24 protein-coding genes are annotated in these 20,020 nt (G+C 68.3%); 17 read left to right on the top strand and 7 right to left on the bottom strand.

Annotation, left to right across the window (positions count from 1 at the left end; translation table 11 throughout):
- Positions 1-34 precede the first annotated feature (34 nt).
- Positions 35-847, top strand: coding sequence for a sulfotransferase (locus tag V1318_RS02275; RefSeq protein ID WP_332937350.1), 813 nt, complete (start codon positions 35-37; stop codon positions 845-847).
- Positions 848-1,354: 507 nt separating this feature from the next.
- Positions 1,355-1,930 carry a hypothetical protein gene (locus tag V1318_RS02270; protein WP_332937349.1) on the top strand — a complete coding sequence of 192 codons (576 nt, stop codon included), beginning with the start codon at positions 1,355-1,357 and terminating at the stop codon, positions 1,928-1,930.
- Positions 1,931-2,008: 78 nt separating this feature from the next.
- Here the strand turns inward: V1318_RS02270 and V1318_RS02265 are convergent, their stop codons facing one another.
- On the bottom strand, positions 2,009-2,254 hold the full coding sequence (locus V1318_RS02265; protein ID WP_332937347.1) for a hypothetical protein: 246 nt from the start codon (positions 2,252-2,254) through the stop codon (positions 2,009-2,011).
- 299 nt (positions 2,255-2,553) lie between these two features.
- Here V1318_RS02265 and V1318_RS02260 point away from each other — a divergent pair, with 299 nt between their 5' ends.
- The 3 genes from V1318_RS02260 (at position 2,554) to V1318_RS02250 (ending at position 5,114) form a co-directional block, all read left to right on the top strand.
- Positions 2,554-3,150, top strand: a complete 597-nt coding sequence (locus V1318_RS02260; RefSeq protein ID WP_332937345.1) for an NAD(P)H-dependent oxidoreductase — start codon at positions 2,554-2,556, stop codon at positions 3,148-3,150.
- A gap of 177 nt (positions 3,151-3,327) precedes the next feature.
- Positions 3,328-3,933, top strand: a complete 606-nt coding sequence (locus V1318_RS02255; RefSeq protein WP_332937343.1) for a TetR family transcriptional regulator C-terminal domain-containing protein — start codon at positions 3,328-3,330, stop codon at positions 3,931-3,933.
- A gap of 146 nt (positions 3,934-4,079) precedes the next feature.
- Positions 4,080-5,114: an NADP-dependent oxidoreductase gene (locus V1318_RS02250; RefSeq protein WP_332937341.1), complete on the top strand. Its 1,035-nt coding sequence runs from the start codon at positions 4,080-4,082 to the stop codon at positions 5,112-5,114.
- 153 nt (positions 5,115-5,267) lie between these two features.
- On the opposite strand, the gene V1318_RS02245 is transcribed toward V1318_RS02250, so the two are convergent.
- The gene (locus V1318_RS02245; RefSeq protein ID WP_332937339.1) at positions 5,268-6,683 is read right to left on the bottom strand and encodes a PLP-dependent aminotransferase family protein; all 1,416 of its coding nucleotides are present in this window, start codon (positions 6,681-6,683) and stop codon (positions 5,268-5,270) included.
- 129 nt (positions 6,684-6,812) lie between these two features.
- On the opposite strand from V1318_RS02245, the gene V1318_RS02240 reads away from it, so the two are divergent.
- The 7 genes from V1318_RS02240 (at position 6,813) to V1318_RS02210 (ending at position 10,988) form a co-directional block, all read left to right on the top strand.
- Positions 6,813-7,157, top strand: coding sequence for a hypothetical protein (locus tag V1318_RS02240; protein WP_332937338.1), 345 nt, complete (start codon positions 6,813-6,815; stop codon positions 7,155-7,157).
- Positions 7,158-7,223: 66 nt separating this feature from the next.
- Positions 7,224-7,430: a twin transmembrane helix small protein gene (locus V1318_RS02235; protein ID WP_332937336.1), complete on the top strand. Its 207-nt coding sequence runs from the start codon at positions 7,224-7,226 to the stop codon at positions 7,428-7,430.
- A 108-nt stretch (positions 7,431-7,538) separates the two neighbouring features.
- Positions 7,539-8,003 (top strand): nuclear transport factor 2 family protein, encoded by a 465-nt coding sequence (locus V1318_RS02230; RefSeq protein ID WP_332937334.1) that lies wholly within the window; start codon positions 7,539-7,541, stop codon positions 8,001-8,003.
- Between the two features lie 274 nt (positions 8,004-8,277).
- A complete protein-coding gene (locus V1318_RS02225) occupies positions 8,278-8,694 on the top strand; it encodes a hypothetical protein (RefSeq protein WP_332937333.1) in 417 nt (138 codons plus the stop codon).
- Positions 8,695-9,161: 467 nt separating this feature from the next.
- A complete protein-coding gene (locus tag V1318_RS02220) occupies positions 9,162-9,563 on the top strand; it encodes an EF-hand domain-containing protein (RefSeq protein ID WP_332937332.1) in 402 nt (133 codons plus the stop codon).
- Between the two features lie 11 nt (positions 9,564-9,574).
- Positions 9,575-10,177 carry a DUF3011 domain-containing protein gene (locus tag V1318_RS02215; RefSeq protein WP_332937331.1) on the top strand — a complete coding sequence of 201 codons (603 nt, stop codon included), beginning with the start codon at positions 9,575-9,577 and terminating at the stop codon, positions 10,175-10,177.
- A gap of 70 nt (positions 10,178-10,247) precedes the next feature.
- The gene (locus V1318_RS02210) at positions 10,248-10,988 is read left to right on the top strand and encodes a M15 family metallopeptidase (protein ID WP_332937330.1); all 741 of its coding nucleotides are present in this window, start codon (positions 10,248-10,250) and stop codon (positions 10,986-10,988) included.
- A 21-nt stretch (positions 10,989-11,009) separates the two neighbouring features.
- Here V1318_RS02210 and V1318_RS02205 read toward each other — a convergent pair whose 3' ends face one another.
- On the bottom strand, positions 11,010-12,026 hold the full coding sequence (locus V1318_RS02205; RefSeq protein ID WP_332937328.1) for a transporter: 1,017 nt from the start codon (positions 12,024-12,026) through the stop codon (positions 11,010-11,012).
- Positions 12,027-12,227: 201 nt separating this feature from the next.
- On the opposite strand from V1318_RS02205, the gene V1318_RS02200 reads away from it, so the two are divergent.
- Complete coding sequence (locus tag V1318_RS02200) at positions 12,228-12,623, top strand: type II toxin-antitoxin system PemK/MazF family toxin (protein ID WP_332937327.1); 396 nt, start codon at positions 12,228-12,230, stop codon at positions 12,621-12,623.
- Between the two features lie 219 nt (positions 12,624-12,842).
- On the opposite strand, the gene V1318_RS02195 is transcribed toward V1318_RS02200, so the two are convergent.
- A complete protein-coding gene (locus V1318_RS02195; protein WP_332937326.1) occupies positions 12,843-13,757 on the bottom strand; it encodes a DUF2268 domain-containing putative Zn-dependent protease in 915 nt (304 codons plus the stop codon).
- A gap of 257 nt (positions 13,758-14,014) precedes the next feature.
- On the opposite strand from V1318_RS02195, the gene V1318_RS02190 reads away from it, so the two are divergent.
- Positions 14,015-14,632, top strand: a complete 618-nt coding sequence (locus tag V1318_RS02190) for a hypothetical protein (protein WP_332937324.1) — start codon at positions 14,015-14,017, stop codon at positions 14,630-14,632.
- 39 nt (positions 14,633-14,671) lie between these two features.
- Here V1318_RS02190 and V1318_RS02185 read toward each other — a convergent pair whose 3' ends face one another.
- Positions 14,672-15,172: a hypothetical protein gene (locus V1318_RS02185; RefSeq protein ID WP_332937323.1), complete on the bottom strand. Its 501-nt coding sequence runs from the start codon at positions 15,170-15,172 to the stop codon at positions 14,672-14,674.
- Between the two features lie 191 nt (positions 15,173-15,363).
- On the opposite strand from V1318_RS02185, the gene V1318_RS02180 reads away from it, so the two are divergent.
- From V1318_RS02180 to V1318_RS02170, 3 genes are all read left to right on the top strand, one after another.
- Positions 15,364-15,756, top strand: a complete 393-nt coding sequence (locus tag V1318_RS02180) for a DUF4124 domain-containing protein (protein WP_332937321.1) — start codon at positions 15,364-15,366, stop codon at positions 15,754-15,756.
- A gap of 86 nt (positions 15,757-15,842) precedes the next feature.
- Positions 15,843-16,646: an arginase family protein gene (locus V1318_RS02175; RefSeq protein ID WP_332937320.1), complete on the top strand. Its 804-nt coding sequence runs from the start codon at positions 15,843-15,845 to the stop codon at positions 16,644-16,646.
- Between the two features lie 326 nt (positions 16,647-16,972).
- Positions 16,973-17,878 carry a type II CAAX endopeptidase family protein gene (locus V1318_RS02170; protein WP_332937317.1) on the top strand — a complete coding sequence of 302 codons (906 nt, stop codon included), beginning with the start codon at positions 16,973-16,975 and terminating at the stop codon, positions 17,876-17,878.
- Positions 17,879-17,927: 49 nt separating this feature from the next.
- Here the strand turns inward: V1318_RS02170 and V1318_RS02165 are convergent, their stop codons facing one another.
- Positions 17,928-18,749: a universal stress protein gene (locus V1318_RS02165; RefSeq protein WP_332937316.1), complete on the bottom strand. Its 822-nt coding sequence runs from the start codon at positions 18,747-18,749 to the stop codon at positions 17,928-17,930.
- An 87-nt stretch (positions 18,750-18,836) separates the two neighbouring features.
- Positions 18,837-19,874, bottom strand: coding sequence for a zinc-dependent alcohol dehydrogenase (locus V1318_RS02160; protein WP_332937315.1), 1,038 nt, complete (start codon positions 19,872-19,874; stop codon positions 18,837-18,839).
- Between the last annotated feature and the right edge of the window lie 146 nt (positions 19,875-20,020).

Raw genomic sequence — 20,020 nt, 5'->3', positions numbered from 1 at the left:
CCACCCTCAAGTTCGAGAAAACGAAGGCGATAGGATGCAACCCGTTCACTTCATCTCAGGCCTGCCAAGATCTGGTTCCACCCTGCTAGCGGCCGTGCTGCGCCAGAATCCGCGATTCCACGCGCACATGAGCAGTCCGCTCGCAGGCATGGTCGACGCGATGTTGAGCGAGATGAGCGATAGAAACGAGCTTGCCTCCTTCATCTCGGATGAGCAGCGCCAGCGCGTGCTGCATGGCCTTTTCGCGAACTATTACGGTGCCGGATTCGCGGCAGACATCATCTTCGATACCAGCCGAAAATGGTGCTCGAAGCTGCCGGTACTGCGTGAGCTGTTTCCAGACTTCAAGATCATCGCCTGTGTGCGCCACGTGTCGTGGATCGTCGACAGCCTGGAGAGGGCAGTTCAGAGAAACGCCTTGCGCCCGTCTTTCATGTTCAATTTCCAGGCTGGGGGCACGGTCTATAACCGGGTCGAAGGCTTCACCTTCGGCGAGGGCATAGTGGGGTACTCCTACAACGCATTGAAGGAAGCGTTCTACGGTGAGCATGCGCATCATCTGATGCTGTTGCAGTACGAAACTCTGGTGCGCGATCCCGCCAAGGCCATGGCGGCTGTCTACGATTTCGTCGGGGAATCCCCGTTTCAGCACGATTTCAGCGACGTGCATTTCGATGTCAGCCAATTCGACGAGCACATAGGCATGCCGGGCTTGCATGCGGTCGGCAGGAAAGTGGCCGCGCCGGAACGGGCGACGATACTGCCGCCGGACATCTTTCGCCGCTTCGAGAACGAAGCGTTCTGGCTCAACGCGCGAGCGAACATCCGTGGCGTGCGTGTGGTGTGAGCCCTGTGCGCCAGAACCAGGATCTACTGGGTTCCGGCGCAGGTGTTGGGTTCCGACGAAGCCGCGTCACGCCGATCGATCGAGGCGTTGCGCCCCCATGGGCTTTGGACTTCCGGCCGATGCGCTCCAGCGCCGCACGCGTGCCGGTGGCGCGGGAATAGGCGTGTGCGGTGCGGGGTCAGCGCATGCGGCCACCAGTCCCGCACCGGCAATGCCAAGTCCCAAACACGACCGCCAAGCTCGTCGCCGATTCTTCGATGGCCGCGTCCAGCTCCCTGTACGCGTATCTCGGCCGAACCCATGACAGCTTCATCCGTCGGGCTCAATTCCTCGTCGAGGCAGACGTAAGCCATGACCCGGAACGGCCACGCCGGCCCGCGTCGGCCGCCGTTCATCGGCGCGTACCGGCGCGGATCGCCGACGCGGATTGCCGGCGCGCTCGCCTGGGCGCAAGCTCGCGCTACGGGTTCGGGGAACCCACTGACCTATTTGGGGAGGATTACTGCCATGCGGATACTGGTAACCGGCATCATCGGCGCGATCGTGATGTTCATCTGGGGCGCCGTCGCGCACATGGTGCTGCCGATCGGCGAGGCGGGCATGAAGTTGCCCGCCCAGCAGGACGCGGTGCTGAGCGCGCTCAGCCAGTCCGCGGCGGGCGAGGGCGTGTACATGTACCCGAGCATGGCGCCGGAGAAGTGGGGCAACGAAGCCGCGATGAAGAGTTTCATCGCCGAGAACCAGGGCAAGGCCTACGCCTTCGTGATCTATCAGCCCGGCGGCAATCCGGCGCTGATGAGCATGGGGCCGAACCTGGGCAAGCAGCTCCTGAGCTGCCTGCTGGGCGCGCTGCTGGCCGCCTGGGTGATGGCGCTGGCCGCGCGCAGTTTCGGCCGGCGCGTGCTGATCGCCGGCGCCATGGCCTTGTTCGCCTGGTTCGCGCTCAGCGTGCCGTATTGGAACTGGTATCTGTTCCCGCTCGATTTCACCCTGGCGGCCCTGGCCGAGCAGGTGATCGGTTGGCTGCTGGCCGGCGCCGCGATGGCCTGGTGGCTGGGCCGCAAGGAACGCGCCACGGCATGATCGGTGGCGCGCCGACGGTTAGCCGTCGGCGCGCCATCGCTTCGGCGCGGCAGGATTCGAGCAATCCCGGTTCGCCGCCTAGTCCTGGGATAGGGGGCGAGCCTGTCCCTGCGCCGCCGCCGCGCTGCGATTGGCCAGTACTTGCTGCAGCGCTTCGACTTCCGCCCAGAGCATGTGCTGCAGGCCCTGCAGCAAGGTACTGCCGGCATCGGACAGGCACAGGCGGCCCTCGCGATTCAGGGCCAGGCCTTCTTCGACCAGGCAATGTTTCAGATGGCTGGTCTCGGGCTGCACGCCCCGCTGCAGACCCACCAGCACGCTCATCAGCGCGTGCTCCCTCAACGACACTTTGAACACCGTAATCCCCCCGTTCCTGTGCCGGGCGAATCTAGGAGCGGACGCGTTAACCGTGCGCAACGTCGCGTTGCGCGTGTGAGGCGTTTTGACAAAGCGTTCAGCTTATCGACGCGACCTTCACATCCGTGCCGTTTCGGACAGCACGCAAACTACATACGATATGCGCATAAATTATGCGCGATCTACGACCATAGACGGATCGGCATCCCGCCTGCGCTTGGTTAGCCTGGACGCTGTACGCATCGCGCAACGCAAGGAACGCAGCCGTGAAATGTCTGGTCGTCGTCGCGCATCCGCTGCAGGACAGCCTGTGCGCCTCTTTGTCGCGTTTGGTGATCGACGCCCTGATCGCCGACGGCCATGAGGTCGAGACCGAATCGCTGTACGCGGAAGGTTTCCAACCCGCACTGAGTGCGCGCGAGCGCGGTTCCTATTACGACGTCGGCGCCTACGACGACAGCGCGGTGCGCGCGCAACTGGCGCGCTTGAGCGCGGCGGAAGCCCTGGTGCTGGTGTTTCCGACCTGGTGGTTCGGTTTTCCGGCCATGCTCAAGGGCTGGTTCGACCGGGTCTGGGCGCCGGGGCATGCCTATCACCACGCGGCGGATCTGAGCGCGATCAAGCCGGCGTTGCATGGGCTGCGCCGCACCATCGCGATCACCACGTTGGGCTCGCCGTGGTGGGTGGACTGGCTGTTGCTGCGCAGACCGGTGCGACGCGTGCTGGCGCGCGCTCTGCTGGGCACCTGCGCGCCGCGCTGCCGTCTGGATCTGTTGTCGCTGTACCGTGCGGAGAGTGTGGAACGCAGCCGTCTGGACCGTTTCGAGCGCCGCATCCTGGCCCGGCTGCGCGGTTTGCGCTGAGCGCGGCACGGCTGGGCGCAGCCCCCGGCTTGCGGCGCACCGTCTCGATGGTGAATTGGAAGCTTTGCGCAGGTTTGCAGCGGGCAGAGCGTCGGTCGATGCGCCGCATTGATGCAACGCAGCGATCCCGCGGTCGGCACTAGACGACCGGTCTAATTGGATCTAGGATCCTGCCCTATGAACCCTGTCTCCGCCGTCGCCGACGTCCGCCAACACATCCTCGATGTCGCCCATCCCCTGCTGCTGAGCAAGGGTTTCACCGCGGTGGGATTGGCCGAAGTCCTGGCCGCCGCGCGCGTGCCGAAGGGGTCGTTCTATCACTACTTCAGCTCCAAGGAGGCCTTCGGCGAGGCCTTGCTGGAGAACTATTTCAACGAGTATCTGGCGCATATCGACGCCTTGTTGAACGCCCCCGGCACGGCAGCGCAGCGGTTGCAGGCCTACTTCCACGACTGGCTGGATTCGCAGACCGGCGAGCAGGCGCAAAGCCGCTGCCTGGTGGTCAAGCTGGGCGCCGAAGTCTGCGACCTGTCCGAAAGCATGCGCGCGGCGCTGGCGCAGGGGACCGGCGCGATCATCGCGCGCCTGGCCGCCTGCATCGACGCGGGCAGGGCGGACGGCTCGCTGCCGGCAGCGCCGACGGATCCGCAGGCCGCCGCGGCCGCGCTCTATCAGAACTGGCTGGGCGCCAGCCTGCTGGCCAAGATCACCCGCGACCGCGCGCCCCTGGACATGGCCCTGGTCGGCACCCGCCAGCTGCTCGGTCTCAAGCTGTACATCTGAGGCGGGAGCCGCGCATGCGATCCCGCTTTTTTCACGCCCGCCATCTAGACGACCGGTCTAGTTGATTGCGCTTCCGGCCCGCGATGCCTGCCGTGCAGGGGCCTTTCCCCGCGAGCCGTCCCTCAACCCCACCCCGGAGTAAGACCATGTCCTCCAGCGCCACCGTCAACCGCCGTATCGTCCTGGCCGCCCGTCCGCGCGGCGTCCCGACGCCGCAGGACTTCCGTCTCGACCAAGCGCCAGTGCCTGCGCCCGATGAAGGCCAGTTGTTGCTGCGCACCCTGTACTTGTCGCTGGATCCCTACATGCGCCAGCTCATGAACGAGATCGGCCCGACCTACGCGCCTTCGGTCGGGCTGGGCGAGCCCATGGCCGGCGGCACCGTCAATCGCGTGGTCGCTTCGCGGCATCCGCAATTCCGAGCCGGCGACCTGGTGCTGGGCAACGCCGGTTGGCAGGACTACGCGTTGTCGGACGGCAGCGACCTGGTCGCGCTGGGCGACATGGCGCAACCCTCGCTGGCGTTGGGCGGCCTGGGTATGCCGGCCTTCACCGCCTACGTCGGCCTGCTCGACATCGGCCAGCCCAAGCCTGGCGAAACCGTGGTCGTGGCCGCGGCCACCGGCGCGGTCGGCGCCATGGTCGGACAGATCGCCAAGCTCAAGGGCGCACGCGTGGTCGGCATCGCCGGCGGTGCCGACAAGTGCCGCTACGCGGTGGAGGAACTCGGCTTCGACCTCTGCCTGGACCGCCGCGAGCCGGAGCTGGCGCAGCGCCTGGTCGACGCCTGCCCGGACGGCATCGACGTCTACTTCGAAAACGTCGGCGGCGATGTGTTCGAAGCCGTGCTGCCGCTGCTCAACATCGGCGCGCGCGTGCCGGTCTGCGGGGTGATCGCGCACTACAACGAAGCAGAGCCGCCGCCGGGTCCGAACCGCCTGCCGCAGCTGAGCACGATGCTGGTGCAAAAGCGCATCCGCATGCAGGGCTTCGTGATCCTCGACCACTATGCCGATCGCTACCAGGCCTTCCGTCGCGACATGGACCAGTGGTATGCCGCCGGCCTGGTCAAGCTGCGCGAGGATCGCGTGGAGGGGCTGGAGCAGGCGCCGGCCGCATTCGCCGGCCTGCTCGAGGGCCGCAACTTCGGCAAGCTGGTAGTGCGGGTCGCCGAGGCTTGATCGCCTAAGCGGGGCACGAACGGCAGTGCGTAGCGGAACATCGGCATCGGGTTCCGCCGCGCGCTGCCGCAGCCGCAGCTGCACGAATCGACGGCGAGCCGTGGGGGCTGGGCGAATGCCGGCTCCACCCCGCGATCGGCCGCAAACAACGATTTAGGCATCGTCGCCCGCCAACCGCCCCAGCGTCGCCAGCGCCGCATCCACGCGCGCATCCAGCGGATGCCCGCAGTTGAGGCGCAGGCAATGGCCGAAACCGCGCCGCACCGAGAACATCGGCCCCGGCGCGATGCTGATGTCCAGGGCCGAAGCGCGCTGGTAGACGCGCAACGCGTCGCCGCCCTCGGGCAGTTCGATCCAGAGGAAGTAGCCGCCGGCTGGGCGGGTCACGCGCGTGCCTTCGGGGAAGTGCCGCGCCACCGCCGCCAGATACTGCGCCTGCTGCGCCGACAGCGCCGCGCGCAGGCGCCGCAGGTGCCGGTCGTAGCCGCCTTTTTCCAGGTAATGCGCGATCGCCAACTGCGCCGGCACGCAGGTGCTCAGCGTCGCGGTCAATTTGCGTCGCGCGATCTCGCGCGCGTAGCGCCCGGGCGCGACCCAACCGACCCGATAGCCCGGCGCCAGGCTCTTGGAAAAGGAACCGCAGTGCATCACCAGCCCCTCGCGATCGTAGGCCTTGGCCGGGGTCGGCCGGCGCTCGCCGAAGTAGAGCTCGCCGTAGACGTCGTCCTCGATCAACGGCACGCCGTGGCGGGTCAGCAGTTCGACCAGGGCGCGTTTCTTCGTGTCGGGCATGGCGCTGCCCAGCGGGTTCTGGAAATTGGTCATCAGCCAGCACGCGCGCGGACGGTGGCGCTCGATCGCCACGGCCATCGCTTCCAGATCGATGCCGTCGCGCGGGTGCGTGGGCACTTCGATCGCATGCAGGCCGTGGCGCTCCAGCGATTGCAGCGCCGCGTAGAAGCAGGGCGACTCCACCAGCACCGCATCGCCGGGGCGGGTCACCGCCGCCACGCACAGGTTCAGCGCTTCCAGCGCGCCGTTGGTGACCACGATCTCGTCGGCGCCGATCTGCAGGCCGTCGATCCGATAGCGCAGCGCGATCTGGCGCCGCAGCGCCGCCTGGCCCGGGGTCAGATCGTCGACCGTGCTCCACGGGTCCAGATGCACCGCCGCCGAGGCCATCGCCCGGCCCAGCTTCTGCAGCGGGTACAGCAGCGGGCTCGGGAAGGCCGAGCCCAGCGGCACCACGTCGTGCGCCATCGCCGATTCCAGCACTTCGAACACCAGCTCGGAGACGTCGACCGCGCGCGACTCGCCATCGGGCTGCGAGGCCGCATCCGGCTCCGGCGGCAGCACCGAACTCGGGCGGCTCACGTAATAGCCCGAGCGCGCGCGCGACCTGACCAGGCCGCGCGCCTCCAACAGGTAATAGGCCTGGAACACCGTCGCCGGGCTGATCCCGCGCGCCGCGCTGGCCTGGCGCACCGAGGGCAGGCGCTGACCGGGGCGCAGCAGGCCATCGCGGATCGAGGCCGCGATGTCGTCGGCCAGGGCTTGGTAGCGCTTCACGGCGGGGCTCCGGGCGCGGTGGGGCGGGCCGCGCAGGCTCAACTGATATGGTTTTTTATCTCATTTCTGATTCTGGCGAAACTGATATGGTCGGCGCAGCATGGCCTCCACCCCTCAGAGTCGCCGTCGATGCTCGCCGCCGCCATGAACCCGCAGGTCGAACTCAACCTCGCGCTGATCCTGTTCGTGCCCTGGTTCTCGATCCTGGCCTGGTTGTACTGGGCCTACCCGAAGCAGCCGCGTCTGGCCGCACGCACTCTGTTCGACAGCGGCGCGCTGCTGCTGGCGACCTTGCTGGCCGGCTGGGGCATGCATTGGTCGATGCACAACGCCGATCCCAACGCGGGCGCGATCTGGAAGCAGGTGCTGGCGACCTCGGTCGCTTACGGCCTGTTCCTGTTGGTCATGACCGCGGCCCTGCTGCTGCGCCTGCGGCTGTTGCCGCGCTGGCGTGCGGCCGCCGCGGACGCCTGAGCCCGCCGCCGCCCGCGGCGTCTCGCGGGCCCGCCACGTCGCCGGCCGCGCCGGCATGGAACCCGAATGAAAACGCTGTTCATCGTCGCCTTCCTGAGCCTGATCGTCTGGAACCTCGGCGCAGGCCTGTACTACATGCTGGTCGACCACGGCGAGAGCAAGCGCACCGTCAATGCGCTCACCCGCCGCATCGTGCTGTCGGTGGCCCTGATCGCCCTGGTCGCGGCCGGCATCGCCACCGGCGTGATCGAACCGCACGGCATCGGCCGCTGAGCGCGCGCGAATCCGCAAGATAGGCGCAGCCTGCGCAGCGCCTACGGGGCATGCTGCGCGACGGGCGCCGTCCGCGCCCCTCGCCACCGATCCTGCAAGGAACCCGCAATGCGCCTGTACTCGCTGCTGCCGCTGTCCATCGCCCTGGGCCTGTCCGCGCCCGTCGCCGCCGCCGACCGCAGCGCCGACGAGCGCGCCATCCTGCAGCTGGAACGCGATATCTGCGCCGCCTACGAAGCCGAGGATGCGGACTGGATCGGAAAGCACCTGGACCCGGCCTTCACCCTGGTCGCGTCCAACGGCAAGATCACCAGCCGCGACGACGAGGTCGCCGAACTCGCCAAGGGCGTGACCACCTACGAGGTGTTCCGCAACCACGGCACCCGCCTGCGCTACTACGGCAACGACACCGCGATCGCGCTGGGCATCACCACCGTCAAGGGCGTGTCCGAAGGTCAGGCCTTCGCGGCCGACTTCCAGTTCACCGACACCTATGTGCGCGGCCCGCAAGGCTGGGTGATGGTGGCCAGCCATGCCTCGCGCTTGCCGGCCAAGGCTGCGGCCACGCCTTGAGGCGGGTGGCAAGGGGGCGTCGGCTTCGCTGAGGGCTGACGGCCATGCGTCGAAAGCGGGGCGCAGGCGGCATCGGAAACCTGATTGAGGCGTGCCCGTCAAGGCGAGGAAACGATCGCGGGACAGGGCGGTTCGGATAGGGCGTTTCCTACGCCGCGAAGGCCCTTGTTCCGAATCCGATTCGCGCGTCAGTCCCATGGCGCCGGCGATCCCCGCCGATCAATCTGATCGCCCCACCGCGCGGCCCATGCCGCATGGATCAAGGACGATCGCCATGCCCGTTTACGCCCTGTGCTCGCTATTGCTGCTCCTGCCGACCGCTGTCGACGCGGCCAGCCTGTACAAATGCGTCGCCCGTTCCGCCCCCGTCAGCTACCAATCCGAACCCTGCGGCGCAGCCGCCACCGCCCGCGTCTGGGAGGTCACTCCGGAGCCGCCCCCGGATGCGGCCGAACTGGCCCGCCGCCGGCAGGACCATCAACGCGGACGAGCCGAGTCGCGCTATCTGTCGCGCCTGGCCCGTACCGACCGCCCGAGCCGCGCGCGCGCCTACGCGATCCGGTTGGGCGGCGGGCGCGACTGCGACGCCGCGCGCGAGCGTCGCGAGCGCAAGCTGGCCGCGGTCGGCCTGGAACGCGACTACGAACTGGTCAGCGCGCTCAACGACGCGGTCTTCGAGGCCTGTAAATAGTCGCCGCGGCAGGCCGGCCGCGGCCGGACGTGACGACGTTCACGCCTCGCGCGGGCGTGGCCACCTCCGCCGATCGGTAGCGGCGGCGCGTATATGCTTTGCTAACGGTTGATGCACTATTAGTTCGGGGATCGCAGCGGCAGGGGCGATCCATGGTCCGTACTGCAACGTCGCAAGGCCGCCGCATCGGGCCCGCCAGGGCCAGGGGATTGGTCCGCGCATTCGCTGCCGGTCGGGCCGGGCAGCTGGCCGCGCCGATCGGACTGGCGCCGGCCCGGGCTTCGATGTCGCATGTCGCTCATCCACCCAGCTTGTCGATACCGGGCAAACGCTGAGCCCATCGTCCGCCGAACCGCCAGGATGCCGTTCATGAGGAGAAGGAAAACCGCCCAGCCATCGTCGTTCCATCGTCAACCGCGCGGCCCACGCGGCCGGCGGCGTTTTCGTCCGTTCCCCAGGAGAACCGCATGAAACGATGCATATCGCTGGCCGCTGTCGCGCTGCTGTGCGCCAGTCCCTTGGCGCCGGCGCAGAACCAGGGCGAGCCGGTCGCCGTCACCCCCGAGGGCCTGCTCAAGCGCATGGACCGCGACGGCGACGGCAAGCTCTCGTTCGAGGAATATCGCAATGCCATGATCCGCCGCTTCGCCCAGGCCGACGCGGACCGCGACGGCGTGCTGCGCGGCGCCGAGATCCCCGCGCATCTGGTGCCCACCGCGCGCGCCGAGAACCCGCAGCACGAGATCACCATGGACGCCTACGGCGACGCGCTGCGGCCGGTATTCGACGGCTTCGATACCGATCGCGACGGCCATCTGGCCGGTGCCGAACTCGACGCCCTGGCCCAGGCCCGCCGGGCCGCGAAGTGAAGGAGACGAGCATGAAACGAATCGTCAGCAGCGTCCTCGTCCTCGCCCTGGTCCTGCCCTCGTTGGGCCAGAGCGCCCACGCGGGCCAAACCCTGCGCTGCGAATCCAGCAACGGCCAGTACAAGAGCTGCCCGGTCGACACCCGCGGCGGCGTCACCTTGTCGCGCCAGCTCAGCTCCTCGGGCTGCTGGCAGAACGACACCTGGGGCTACGACCGCAATCGGGTCTGGGTGACCAACGGTTGCCGCGCCGAATTCAACGTCGGCGACTACCAGTCCTCCGGCAGCGGCAATTCCAACGCCATCGCCGGCGCGGTGGTGGTCGGCCTGATCGGCGCGGCGATCCTGGCCAACAAGAACAAGAAGGACCGCGATCGCGACCGCTATTACGACGACGATCGCTACAACGGCGGCAACTACTACCAGCCCAGCAATACCGTGCGTTGCGAGTCCAACGACAACAACTACGTGCGCTGCCCGTTCTATGGCCGCGGCCACGTCGAGGTGCAGCGCCAGCTCAGCAAGACCTATTGCCAATACGGCCAGAACTGGGGCGTGGAGCGCAACACGATCTGGGTCGACAACGGCTGCCGCGCCGACTTCGCGGTGTACTGAGCCAGGCCGGCCGGCCATGCCCGCGACGCCGCCGCTGCGGTCGCGGGCCTGGTCGGCTATGTTGGCGTCCATGCGCATCGCACCGGTCCTGTTGCTGACACTGGCCCTGTCGGCCTGCGTGTCTTCGCCGCCGCCTCCTCCTCCGGCATCCGCGGTCGCGCCGCGGCTCTCGCCCGCGGCCGATCCGGACGCGGCCGGCATGGTCGACATGCGCGAACTGGTGCCCGATCTGGCCCAGGAAATCCGCTACGCCACTTCCGACAACTTCGTCGGCCGCCCGGTGCTGGGTTACGGCGCCGCGCGTTGCTACCTGTTGCGTCCGGTCGCGCAGGCGTTGCAGCGGGTCGAGCGGGCGCTGCGCCGCGAGGGCCTGCGCCTGAAGGTCTTCGATTGCTACCGGCCGGCGCGCGCGGTCGGCGATTTCGTCGCCTGGGCCGGCGACCTGGGCGACCAATCAACCAAAGCCGCCTACTACCCCAGGCTCGACAAGAGCGCCTTGCTCGGCGACTACATCTCGCCGACCTCCGGCCACAGCCGCGGCGCCACTTTGGATATCACCCTGATGCGTTGCGCGCCCGTGGGCGATCCGGCGGCCTGCGCGCCCTTGGATATGGGCACGCCCTTCGACTACTTCGACATCTCCGCCCACACCGACTGGCCCGGCGCCAGCCCCGCCCAGCGCGAGAACCGCCAACGCCTGCTGGCCGCGATGGCGCGCGAGGGTTTCGTCAACTATCCCCTGGAGTGGTGGCACTACACCTACAAGCCCGAACCCGCGCCCGACACGGCCTACGATTTCCCGATCCGCTGAGCGGCGCGGCAGGCCGCCGCTTCAATCCCGATTGCGGCCGAACGCCAGATAGGCCAGCACCGCCGTCAGCACCACCAGGGCCGTCACCACGATCGCGAAGCCGTGGCCGTGCTCCGACAGCGGAACGCCGCCGACGTTCATGCCGAACAGGCCGGCGACCAGATTCACCGGCAGCGCCAGCACCGTGACCACGGTCAACACGAACAGGCTACGGCCGGTTTGCTCGTTGACCAGCGCCGCCAGCTCTTCCTGGATCAGCTTCACGCGTTCGACCAGCGCGGCCGAGTCGCCGATCGCGGTGGAGAATTCTTCGGCCGCCTGCTGCAGGTCCTGCACATCGTCGCGGCCGACCCAGGCCGGCGGGCGGTTCAACAACCGGAACAGCGCCGTCGGCTCCGGCGCCATCAGGCGCTGCAGACGCACCAGCGATCGCCTCAGAGAACCCAGCTCGGTGCGGTCGCTGGCGATGCGATTGGCGAGCAGGCGGTCCTCGATCCCGTCCACGCGCAAGGTCGATTTGCGCAGGATATCGCTGAGCACATTGGCCTGGTCGCGCAGCAGGTGGGCGAGCAATTCCACCGGCGACCGGAAGGGCTGGCCCGCACGCACCGCCGCGCGCAGCCGGTCGACCGAACGCAGCGGGCGCAGGCGCGCGCTGACGATCAGGCGCGGATTGATGCACAGGCTGGTGGTGCCGACCTCGGAGGCGTCGAAGCTGGATTCGAACAGGACGTCGTGGATCACCGCGATCAGGGCGTCGTCGTCCTGCTCCAGCCGGGTCGAGCCGACCTGGCTGCCCAGCGACTCGAAGAAAGCCTCGGGCAGGTCCAGCACGCGTCGCAGGTAGCGTTCCGCGCCCTGGTTGGAGAGCGAGAAATGCAGCCACAGGAACTCGCCGGTCGGCGTCTCGCCCTGGGCGGAGAGGAACGCGGGCACCGCGTCGGTGCCGATGGCCTGCGCGGCCTGGCCGGGCGGAAACCGGTAGCCCCAGATCAGCCCGTCCTCGTTGGAGCCGTAAGTGCTGTCGATCGCCCGCATCGTGCGCCTTCCTGGGTTTGCGCAGAGCCTAGCGGAAGTTCATGGCGCGCGATGCCTCGCCATCGCGCAGCGAGCCCGCGGGGCAGGGCGGGGCGGCGGTCGCTTCCACCGGCACCGCCTCGCCCTTGTATCCTTCGGCGTCGGGCGCGCCCCATCGGCGGCCGGCGCTTCCTCACGCAGCCCGCACCGGTAATGCAGCACATGGATCGAGACCCCGACGCCAATCGCGAGCCCTACCTGGGCGTGGTCAGCCAGGGCGATCTGTTCTGGCTGCCGCCCGATCCCAGCAAGGGCGCGATCCCGGGTTCGCCGCATCCGCACGTCGTCGTACAGGACGACGTCTTCAATCACTCGCGCATCGGCACCGTGGTCGTCTGCGCCCTGAGCTCCAACCTGAAGCGCGCAAGCGAGCCGGGCAACGTCCTGCTCGATCCGGGCGAGGGCGATCTGGGCAAGCGGAGCGTGGTGGTGGTTTCGCAAGTCTCGACGATCTACAAGAGCCGCCTGGGCGAACGCATCGGCAGTCTGTCCGGCGAGCGCGTCGCCCAGATCCTGGCCGGCATGCGTTTCCTGCAGGCCTCGTTTTTCCGGCGCTGAGGCGAGAACGCCCGCCGTTCGCCGGTCGCCGGTCGCGGATGCGCCTGCGCCTGCGTCGACGCGCGCTTCCCGGCGACAGGCCTCATCGCCCTCCGGGCTTGGGCCAGGGAGCGCACACGATCTGCGTGAATCCTATGCTGTCGCCGGAGCGCGGCAGGCCGGCTGTCACAGCCGGCCCGGGCCGTGACGACGGGCTGCGCGCGAACGCCCCTCGATGCTTCAATCGAGCTTCATCCCCGGCTTCCATCCGCTCTTGGCCAGGAAGCCTTTCGCATCGTCGATTTCGATGATTTCGCGCACCGCGGCCTTCTTGTCCTTGGCCTGCCGGTAGTAGGCCTTGGCGATGCGATAGCCGACCCAATAGCCCAGATCGCCGGGACGCTCGGGCGTGCCCATGCCGTTGTACAGCCAGGCCGAACCTTCGGCTTTTTGATCCAGGTCGGCGAGAAACGCGGTTTCCAGCTCCAGTTCGCGGCCGCGGGTGGCGGTTTGCAGATGCCCGTAGCTGACCGAGCCGGAGATCAGCTCGCCCACGAACTCCGCGCCGCCTTCGATCAGCGAGGCCTTGAGCACCGTGGTGTCGGGGTGCTCCTCCTGCGCCGCCGGCTGCAACACGTGCGCGTACTCGTGCGCGATCACGTACACGAAGCGGTCCTCGGGATTCGGATTGAGGAAGTCGACCGCGCACAGCGATTCCAGCCCGATCATCACGCCGTTGGCATTCGCCGTGCCGACCGGTTTGCCGCGTCCGATCGCCAGCGTCACCGGCGGAAAGCGCTCCGGCGGATAGAACTCGCCCAGCTTGGTCAGGGCCTTGTCCAGACGGGCTTCCACCGCCGGCAACACGGCCACGCAGCGCTTGGCATTGGCGTACAGCGCGGGGCGCTCGGCGATCGCGGCGGCGATGCGCTCGCCGGTGGTCCGGCGCATCCGCGCGAACTCGATCAGGCCAGGGCTGCCCTGATCCAGATAGCGCTGCAATTGCTCGGCGCTGGGTTTGCCGCCGGCCTGGTCGTAGATCGCATAAAAGCGGTCGACGTCGCCGAGGCGTATCTCCGGCGCGCGCCGGGCCGGCGTGGCGGCAGTGAGCAGAAGCGCGGAGGCGGTCGTCAGGAGCAGGAGCGTGGCTCGCATGGCACAGTCCATGGTGGGTCGGGCATTGGGGAGTCCGCGGGAATCCGCGGGCCGTACTGCGCCTGCATAGTAGCGTCGCCAAGATACGGCGATGCCGCACCGGCTAGGCCGGACGGCGGTGAACTCATGAGGCTTGACAGGCTGGCGGCCGACCGGAACTTTGCAACGCAAGGCGATGCGACGGCGGCCTTCGTCCGCGAACGGCGCAAACCTTAGACTACCCAGCCCGCGGGCTTCGTCCGCCATCGGCTGCTCGGATGTCGTCCGTCGCTTACCCGTACCGTTACGCCTGCTGCCTTCTGCTGATGGCCTCGGCCCAGGTTTTCGCTGTTGAGCCGGCGCCGACTTTGGATCAGGCCAATGCGGCCCTGCGTCTCGCGCTCGCTGCGGAGACGGCCGGCGCCGGCAGGGAATCGGCGTCGCCCTTGATCGGGGCCTTGCAGGAGTCGATAACGCTCTCGGCCGTGCAGGGCTGTCAGCCGGTGGACCCTGAGCAGACCACCTGCATCGTCAAGCTCGAGAGCTTGATGCGCGACGGCTACCAGGCCCTGCGCTTCCGTCTGGACGGCCCGCATTGGCGACTGGTCAAGCAAGCCGACATCGCGGCGCCGCAACCGGGCCTGGCACAGGCCCAGGAACTGGTACGCGAGCACCTGCTCGGTCTGGCCGAACGGCAGGCGGATGCGAAGCGCGCCGCGGAGTATCGCGAGTTCGCGACGGGCCTGGTCCTGGATGAACTGGCGTCGTGCGACCTGGACCGCGACAGCGGCGCGGTCGAATGCGACGGAGCGTTCCACACATCCGCCAGCGGCAAGGGTTTCAAGCCGATGCGCTTCGCCCTGCTGGGGTCGGCTTGGTCCTTGCTGCCGGACTGAAGCGGCAGGTCGATACGCCTGGGGCCACGCGCTGGCGCCTCAGTCGATGCACTTTCCCGAGCGGCCGCCGTCCAGCGGAATCGGCAGCCCCGGCTTCTCGACGTGGTAGTACAGGGACAGCACCTGCCACTGCGAACCCGTCTTGTAGAGTTGGACGCTGTTGACGCCAACGAAATCCGGCTTCACCGCGCTCTTGTCGGCCCTGGATTCGACCACGCTATAGGCGACCGCGAAGCGATCGTAGGCATGCAGCACGCGCGCGACTTCGCATTCATGGAAGCCTTGCTCGCGTATGCCCTGGTAGTGCTTCAGGAAGTCGGCTCCCGACCAGCGCCGGACGCTCGCGGCCCCGTCCTTGTAACGGCCGCCGAACACCACCGCGTCCTCATGGAACAGCCGTTGCAGCGCCGCCAGGTCCGCGCTGCCCCCGGCCTCGTTGGAGGAGGCGCGCCATAGCGTCGAGACCACCTGGTCCGGCGTGGCTTCGGCGGCGCCGGCGCACACAGGCAGCAGCAAGATCGATAACAAGAGGCAGCGCATGCATAGCTCCGGGTATGGCGTCGGACGCAGTATCGCGTCGTCCCGGGCGAACGGCCACCGCACCACGTCCGGCGCCCGCCCGGCGTTGCGGCGCCGGCCGCTGGTGCGTGCGCCGCTGTCCGCAAGCCGCCGGTTTGCTAGCCTCTACCCGTCAACCGGGGGGATGTATGCGAATCGGACTCGCATGCCTGTTGCTGGCGTTCGCCGGCGCGGTCCAGGGCCAGAGCGTGCACAAGTGCGTGGGCAAGGGCGGGGCGGTCAGCTACCAGAGCCAGCCTTGCGCGGCGACGCAGAAAGCGCTGAAATCCTGGGACGCCACGCCGGCGCCGCCGCCCGGCACCGACGAGTTGTGGCGGCGCCACTATCGGCGTAAACAAGGCGAAGCCGATTCCCGGTATCTATCGCGCTTGGCCGGCACCGACCGGCCCCGGGCCGGCAGCGCCTACGGCCCATCGCCGACGCCGATCGACGCTTGCGCGGCGGCCAAGGCGCGGCGGGAGTCGGTCCTGCGCCAGAACAACGACGACGTGGGCTACGACGCGCGCCGGGCCCTGAACGACATGGTGTACGACGCCTGCAAGTAGGCGGCTGCGGCAACCCAAGGGACACGGTGGCGGGAGGATCCGGCCGCGGCCGGTGTGCGACCACGGATCCGGAAGGAGCGAAACCGATGCAAGTCACCCCCGAAGCGTTCGACCTGGCCCTGGCCTATCCGCAATGGCAGGGTTCAGGGCGGCACCACAACCTCGCGCGCGGCGCCGCGGCCGCCGCCGCGGTCTGCGGCCGTTACGCGCCCCTGGCGCAAGTGCCCTTGAGCGACGCCGAGGGCGACGCCCACGGCGTCCGGCGCTGGAACGCGATCCTCGATCAGTTCCGCGCCGCCCAGGCAGTGCTCGCAGGTTCGGGCGCCAAACGCGTGCTGACCGCCGGTGGCGACTGCGCGGTCGACATCGCCGTGATCGACTATTTGAATCGTATCCATCCCGGGCTCGACGTGATCTGGATCGATGCCCACCTGGACGGCAACACGCCCGAGACCTCGCCCAGCGGCAGCTTCCACGGCATGCCGGTCGCGGCCGTCCTCGGTCGCGCGCCCGCCCCGATGCGCGCGCTCCTGGGCGCGCCGATAGAGCCGGCGCGTTTGCGCTACTTCGGCATCCACGTCGGCGACGAGGGCGATTGGGCCCTGCAGCGCGAACTGGATCTGCGGACCCTCGATCCGCGGCGGCTGCCGAGCGGGCCGGTGCACATCCATTTCGACCTGGACGTGCTGGAGCCGAGCGAGTTTCCGTACCTGGCCTACACCGACGGCGATCTCCGCATCGACGACGCGGTCGCCCTGGTGCGCCGCATCGCCGAGGCCGGCGAATTGGTCGGCCTGACCCTGACCGAGTTCTCGCCGGCCGACGACCGGGCAGCGGAGGAGGGCGCCGCGGTGATCGCGCGTCTGTGCGAGGCCGCCGCCGGCCGCTGAGCGGCCCCGAGGCCCGGATCGGGACGTGGCGCTAGCGCGGCGGTTCGCCGCTGCGCGGGCCGCCGGTCGGCATTACTCCTTGCGCCGCGGTCGCCTGGGCGATCCGCGGTCGGCCTGCTTGCGTTTGAGCCCTGGCCTTGCGTCGGCCGTTGACGCATCGATTGCGCGGGATATCGGCGATCTTTGGCCCGTGACGGCTGCCAGTTGCGCGTCCAGATGGATAATGTTTACATCGAGTATCTTCATATGAAGATATATGCATAAGCGCCTAATCGCACGGCGCTCGACCGCATGCGCGTGCCGCCGCCAACCGCCCTGAGGCCACCATGAAACGCCTATTCCTCGATTCGAACGGACGCGTGCGCAACGGCTGGTGGATCCTGATCTTCCTCGCCCTGATGCTGGCCAGCCGTTTCGCCTACACGCCGCTGAGCCGCGCCCTGCAGGCCTGGGGTGCGCCGCTGGAGGCCCTGGAACCCTTGCGCCTGCTCTTCCTGCTGCTGGTGACCTGGATCTGCGTGCGCCTGCGCAAGGAGCCCCTGTCCAGCATCGGCTACGTCCTGAACGGGCGTTGGCTGCGGGAGCTGGGCCTGGGCTGCTTTCTCGGCCTGGCCACGGCCGCGCTGGCGGTCGCGATGATCTGGGCGGCCGGCGGCGTGCGCTTGCAACTGGATCCGGCGCGCAGCCTGGGCCTGCTCGCCTACGGCGTTTACGTCTTCCTGTTCGTGGCCTTGTTCGAGGAAACGCTGTTCCGCGGCTTCGTGTTCCAGCGCATGGTCGCCGGCGTCGGTGTGTGGATCGCGCAGCTGAGCTTGGGGTTGCTGTTCGCCAGCAGTCATTGGGGCAATCCGGACATGCAGGGCGCCACCCTGGTCTGGGCCACGATCGAGCTGTTCCTGGGTGCGATCCTGTTGGGCCTGGCCTATCTGCGCACGCGCAGCCTGGCCCTGCCGATCGGCATCCACCTGGGCTGGAACTGGACGCAGGGCTACCTCTTGGGTTTCGACGTCAGCGGCTTTGCGCATGCGGGTTGGTTCCAGCCGCAGTTGCTGGACCGCCCGCAATGGGTGACCGGCGGCGCCTTCGGCCCGGAGGCCAGCGTCTTCGCGGTCGTCGTCGACGCGCTCTTGATCGCGATCCTGTGGAAGTGGAAGGGCTCGATGCGCCCGGCATGCGCGCTTGCAGCGGATGTTCGGCCGGACGCATCGCGCATCGTGTTCAAGTCGGAATGAGAACCGTGGTCCGCGGCCGATCGGCCGGGCGCATCGATGCGAAACGGTATCAGTGAGCGAACAGCACCGGGCACGGGGCCTTGCGCAACAGGTCGCGCGTGGTGCCGCCCAATACCTGCTCGACCAGCCGCGAATGGCTGTAGGCGCCCGCAACGATCAGGTCGGCGCGGCTCTCGGCGGCGTGATGGACGATCTCGGATCCGGGGCTGGAATGGACGGCCGAACGGCGCACCGGCCTGATTCGGACGCCGTGCCGTTCCAGATGGTTGCCCAGGAAGGCATCGAGCGGATGCACCTTGGACGAGGACTCCTCGACGGTCAGCAGATCGACCGTCGCCATGCGACGCAGCCACGGCAGGGCGTCGTGCAAAGCGCGCGCCGATTCTTTCGACGCCTTCCAAGCGATCACCGCATGGCCGAAGGCGGTGGGGGGCGTGGACGTCTGCACGCTGAGGACCGGGCGCCCGGAACCGGCCGAAACCGCGGCGAACATGCGATGGCGCGTCTCCAGTTCGGAAGCGTCCATGCCCAGCACGGTGACGTCGGCGTAGCGGGCGTGTTCGTTGGCGATCTCCGAGGGAGTGCCCCAATAGTTCTCGGACATGCGGATGTCGTAGGGCACGCCTTCGCCGCGCAAGCGCGCATCGGCGGCTTCGGCGATCCGCTGGGTGGTCGCCAGCGCGCAGTCGCGCATGCTTTCGTAAACCCCCTCCGGATAGTAGTCCCAAGCTTGCGCGACGGGCGATATCTGGCTGACGCCCACCAATGCGATCACCCGTCCTTCCCAGGCCTTGGCGATCGCACAGGCGGTCTCGACGACCGGCGACGGGACATCGCCCATCAGCAGGGGCAGCAGGAAGTCCTTAAACACGGCGGCGGCTCGGAAGGGGCATGTCGGTAGGCTGGCATCGCGAACATCGGCGGTATTGACCCGGATCAATAGGACGGCACGGACGACCTAGGCCAGCAGGCTCATGTCGAGTACCGCGCGCCCTTCCACCGTCCCCGCGCGCAGCCGGTCCAGCACCGTGTTGATCTGGCTCAAGGCATGAGGCTCGGTCGTCGCTTGAATTTTTCCGACGGCGGCCATCGCCACGGCCTCGTTCAAATCCTGGCGATTGCCGACGATCGAGCCGCGCAGCGTGATCCGCTTGAGGACGACATCGAAGATGGGGGTTGGAAAATCACCGGGAGGCAGACCCACCAGGCTGATCGTGCCCTTGCGGCGCACCATTGCCAGCGCCTGGCCGAACGCGGCGACCGAGACGGCGGTGACCAGGACGCCGTGGGCGCCGCCGCCGGTACCCCGGCGAATATCCTCCAAGGCGCCGGGGTCGTCGGCGTTGACGGCGATCTCCGCGCCTAGCGCGCGCGCCAATTCCAGCTTGCGATCGCTGACGTCGATGGCGGCCACGCGCAGGCCCATGGCCTGCGCGTACTGGATCGCGAGATGGCCCAGGCCGCCGATGCCGGAGACGACGAGCCACTCGCCCGGCCGCGCTTCGGTTTCCCGAATGCCCTTGTAGCTGGTGACGCCGGCGCAGAGGATCGGCGCGAGGGCGACGAAATCGCAGTTCTGCGGCAGGCGCACGGCATAGGCCGCGGCAGCGACCGCGTACTCGCTGAAGGTGCCGTTGACGTTGTACCCGCTGTTGCGCTGCCGCTCGCACAAGGTCTCCCAGCCGGTGATGCAGTACTCGCATTGGCCGCAAGCGTCGTGCAGCCAAGCGATGCCGACCGCATCTCCGACGCGCAGTCGGTCGACGCCAGGGCCGACCTCCGCGACCACGCCGGCGCCCTCGTGCCCGGGAATGAAAGGCAGCGTGGGCTTGATCGGCCAGTCCCCGTCCACCGCATGCAGGTCGGTGTGGCAGATGCCGCTGGCGTGGATCCTGACCAGTACCTCGCCCGGGCCCGGTGCGGGGATGGGCCGACGTTCGATGATCAAAGGCTCGCCCAGGCGCCGTGCCACTGCCGCTCTCATGCTGCCCTTCATGGTCCGTCCTCGGTGGGGGATGGCGGGACTTTAGGTCAGGCTCCATCGCGCGCTTTGACCCAGATCAAAGGCGTCCGCGCCCGCCGACGAACGGGTGCGGACGCTTGCGGGGAGAGCGTGATCGGACCATGCTTGTCCCAGCAAAA

The sequence above is a fragment of the Lysobacter sp. CCNWLW3 genome (genome assembly GCF_036697405.1).
Classification (GTDB): Bacteria; Pseudomonadota; Gammaproteobacteria; order Xanthomonadales; family Xanthomonadaceae; genus Lysobacter.
Note: the sequence above shows the minus strand (reverse complement) of the source record. Positions and strands in the feature narration are given on the sequence as shown.

What these genes read in the sequence shown, in the direction of transcription:
- V1318_RS02220 (WP_332937332.1), top strand. Translation starts at nt 9,162, where the DNA reads ATGAAACGATGCATATCGCTGGCCGCTGTCGCGCTGCTGTGCGCCAGT.
- V1318_RS02210 (WP_332937330.1), top strand. Translation starts at nt 10,248, where the DNA reads ATGCGCATCGCACCGGTCCTGTTGCTGACACTGGCCCTGTCGGCCTGC.
- V1318_RS02195 (WP_332937326.1), bottom strand. Translation starts at nt 13,757, where the DNA reads ATGCGAGCCACGCTCCTGCTCCTGACGACCGCCTCCGCGCTTCTGCTC.
- V1318_RS02265 (WP_332937347.1), bottom strand. Translation starts at nt 2,254, where the DNA reads ATGAGCGTGCTGGTGGGTCTGCAGCGGGGCGTGCAGCCCGAGACCAGC.
- V1318_RS02275 (WP_332937350.1), top strand. Translation starts at nt 35, where the DNA reads ATGCAACCCGTTCACTTCATCTCAGGCCTGCCAAGATCTGGTTCCACC.
- V1318_RS02230 (WP_332937334.1), top strand. Translation starts at nt 7,539, where the DNA reads ATGCGCCTGTACTCGCTGCTGCCGCTGTCCATCGCCCTGGGCCTGTCC.
- V1318_RS02240 (WP_332937338.1), top strand. Translation starts at nt 6,813, where the DNA reads ATGCTCGCCGCCGCCATGAACCCGCAGGTCGAACTCAACCTCGCGCTG.
- V1318_RS02170 (WP_332937317.1), top strand. Translation starts at nt 16,973, where the DNA reads ATGAAACGCCTATTCCTCGATTCGAACGGACGCGTGCGCAACGGCTGG.
- V1318_RS02255 (WP_332937343.1), top strand. Translation starts at nt 3,328, where the DNA reads ATGAACCCTGTCTCCGCCGTCGCCGACGTCCGCCAACACATCCTCGAT.
- V1318_RS02160 (WP_332937315.1), bottom strand. Translation starts at nt 19,874, where the DNA reads ATGAAGGGCAGCATGAGAGCGGCAGTGGCACGGCGCCTGGGCGAGCCT.
- V1318_RS02215 (WP_332937331.1), top strand. Translation starts at nt 9,575, where the DNA reads ATGAAACGAATCGTCAGCAGCGTCCTCGTCCTCGCCCTGGTCCTGCCC.
- V1318_RS02225 (WP_332937333.1), top strand. Translation starts at nt 8,278, where the DNA reads ATGCCCGTTTACGCCCTGTGCTCGCTATTGCTGCTCCTGCCGACCGCT.
- V1318_RS02185 (WP_332937323.1), bottom strand. Translation starts at nt 15,172, where the DNA reads ATGCGCTGCCTCTTGTTATCGATCTTGCTGCTGCCTGTGTGCGCCGGC.
- V1318_RS02270 (WP_332937349.1), top strand. Translation starts at nt 1,355, where the DNA reads ATGCGGATACTGGTAACCGGCATCATCGGCGCGATCGTGATGTTCATC.
- V1318_RS02250 (WP_332937341.1), top strand. Translation starts at nt 4,080, where the DNA reads ATGTCCTCCAGCGCCACCGTCAACCGCCGTATCGTCCTGGCCGCCCGT.
- V1318_RS02190 (WP_332937324.1), top strand. Translation starts at nt 14,015, where the DNA reads ATGTCGTCCGTCGCTTACCCGTACCGTTACGCCTGCTGCCTTCTGCTG.
- V1318_RS02235 (WP_332937336.1), top strand. Translation starts at nt 7,224, where the DNA reads ATGAAAACGCTGTTCATCGTCGCCTTCCTGAGCCTGATCGTCTGGAAC.
- V1318_RS02200 (WP_332937327.1), top strand. Translation starts at nt 12,228, where the DNA reads ATGGATCGAGACCCCGACGCCAATCGCGAGCCCTACCTGGGCGTGGTC.
- V1318_RS02205 (WP_332937328.1), bottom strand. Translation starts at nt 12,026, where the DNA reads ATGCGGGCGATCGACAGCACTTACGGCTCCAACGAGGACGGGCTGATC.
- V1318_RS02175 (WP_332937320.1), top strand. Translation starts at nt 15,843, where the DNA reads ATGCAAGTCACCCCCGAAGCGTTCGACCTGGCCCTGGCCTATCCGCAA.